Source organism: Achromobacter spanius, assembly GCF_039673305.1.
Lineage (GTDB): Bacteria > Pseudomonadota > Gammaproteobacteria > Burkholderiales > Burkholderiaceae_B > Achromobacter > Achromobacter spanius_F.
Genome location: NZ_JBDJLJ010000115.1, coordinates 1 through 2,414 on the forward strand (window position 1 = coordinate 1; position 2,414 = coordinate 2,414).

1 protein-coding gene is annotated in these 2,414 nt (G+C 59.3%); it reads right to left on the reverse strand.

Translation table 11 applies throughout. The annotated features are described in order from the left end of the window. Nucleotides 1-100: 100 nt before the first annotated feature. Entirely contained in the window at nucleotides 101-1,582 is a 1,482-nt protein-coding gene (gene rng / locus ABE485_RS31015; protein ID WP_346519086.1) for a ribonuclease G, read from the reverse strand. Nucleotides 1,583-2,414: the final 832 nt, after the last annotated feature.

Here is a 2,414-nt window from a genome sequence, read left to right on the forward strand (position 1 = left end):
CACACACCATTCTTTTGCTTGGCTGCCGCTTGTTGCTGTTGGGGCGGGGGGGGGGGCGGCGCGCGCCCCCCCCCCCCCCCCCCCCCCCGCGCTGCCGCGCTCAGACGAGGATGATGTCGTACTTCTCTTGGGAGTACGTGCTTTCCACTTCGAGCGACACGCGCTTGCCCACGAAATCGCCCAGCATCGCGAGGTGCTGGCTTTCTTCTTCCAGGAACAGGTCCACCACTTCCTGCGACGCAAGAATGCGGAATTCCTTCGGGTTGAATTGCCGGGCTTCGCGCAGGATTTCGCGCAGGATCTCGTAGCAGACGGTGCGAGGCGTGCGCACGTTGCCTCGCGATTCGCACATGGGGCAGGGCTCGCACAACTGGTGCGCCAGCGAATCGCGCGTGCGCTTGCGTGTCATCTCAACCAAGCCCAGCTGCGTAAAGCCATTGACTGTCATGCGGGTGCGGTCGCGCGAAAGCGCCTTCTTCAATTCCGCCAGCACCGTCTCGCGGTGCTCCTGCTCCTCCATGTCAATGAAGTCCAGGATGACGATGCCGCCCAGATTGCGCAGCCGAAGCTGCCGCGCGATGGCCTGCGCGGCTTCCAGGTTGGTCTTGAAGATCGTGTCGTCGAAGTTGCGACCGCCCACGAAACCGCCCGTATTGACGTCCACCGTGGTCAGCGCCTCGGTCTGGTCGATGATCAGGTAGCCGCCAGACTTGAGGTCGACGCGGCGCGACAATGCGCGCGCGATCTCGTCGTCCACATTGGCGGTATCGAACAGCGGCCGCTCGCCGCTGTAATGCTGGATCCGGTCCACGACGGATGGCGTATAGATGCGCGCCCATTCCAGCATGGCGGCGCTGGTCGTGCGCGAGTCGACCAGGATGGAGCCGATGTCAGGCCCCACCATGTCGCGCAGCACGCGCTGCGCCAGCGTCAGATCCTGATGCAGCAGGGCGGGGGCGGGCTGGGTGCGTGCCGCCGCCTGGACGCTGGTCCAGAGTTTGCGCAGGTACTCCACGTCCGCCGTAAGCTCGGCATCATTGGCGCCTTCCGCCTGCGTGCGGACGATGAAGCCGCCTTTTTCCTCCGCAGGCATCAGGGCCTGGAGCCGTTCGCGCAATTGGATGCGTTCGGACTCGGAGTCGATCTTCTGGGAAATGCCGATATGCGGATCGTGCGGCAGATACACCAGCATGCGCCCGGCCATGCTGATCTGGGTGGAAAGCCTGGCGCCCTTGGTGCCCAGGGGGTCCTTGACCACCTGGACCATGATGGTCTGGCCCTCGAAGATGAGCTTCTCGATCGGGGTCGGCGTCAGGCCCTGGCTGCGTTCGCTGCGGTTTTCTCGCAGGTCCGCTATATGGATGAAGGCCGCGCGCTCGAGTCCGATATCGATGAACGCGCTCTGCATCCCCGGCAAGACTCGCACGACCCGTCCCAGATAAATATTCCCCACATGGCCCCGCTGGATGCTGCGTTCCACATGCAGTTCCTGTACCGACCCCTGTTCCACCAGCGCAACGCGGGTTTCGAAGGGGGTAACGTTGATCAGGATATCTTCGCTCGAGGCGATGGCGGGGGGCATAAGGTGTTCGTCTCCAGTAAGGTGCGGCGTACAAGGCGAATAGTAAACGTACCTAACGGCCAGGCAAGCGATGTGTCCCACTATCTATATATAGGGAAGGACGCGGGCGCGCCATGCTCCACAGACGCGGCTGGACGCCCGCCAAGGCATGCGGCCTCATGCCGGAACAACATTTTTGCTACCCCGGCATGACAGCTCCAAAAACTGTGCTATAGTCTCGCTCCTTCGCAGCTCAAGCAGTTTTGAACCGCGAAGCCAAGCAAGTGCAACAGGCGCCAAGGGTTACCCGGCAACGCCTGCCGCAAAAGCGATCAGCGATGAAAGCCCAGCGGTTATTGCAAGGATTGGTGCAAATCAGGCAGGAGCCAGTTGCACGATCTGCAAAAATTGTGCTATAGTTTTGGGCTTGGCAGTTGCCGAGAAATTAGGGTTTACCCTGGCGTCTCGATAGCTGCTAGGTGGGGTGAAAATCCCGGCGAGACCTGAAGGGGTCGCAGCAAGAAAGCGAAGTTAAATAAAACGACGCTGACTTGACAAGCGATAAAAACTTCTTCATAATCTCGTTTCTCTGCTGCAACGACAGCGACGACGCGAAAGCGAAGTTGGCCGAAGTTAAAGGCAGAAACCAGTAGTACAGAATTTAGCAGTACCGCTCTTTAACAATTAAACAACCGATAAGTGTGGGCGCTTGATGCGAGTGCAGTGGTTGGGTTTTTAACCTGGTCACAAGCACAATGAAATCAAGTGCTCACTAGAAGTGAAGTACCTTAGACGTCAAGTTTAAGAACATACCTCACTTCCTTTGAGTAGCGACGTATGACCTGGCTTGATT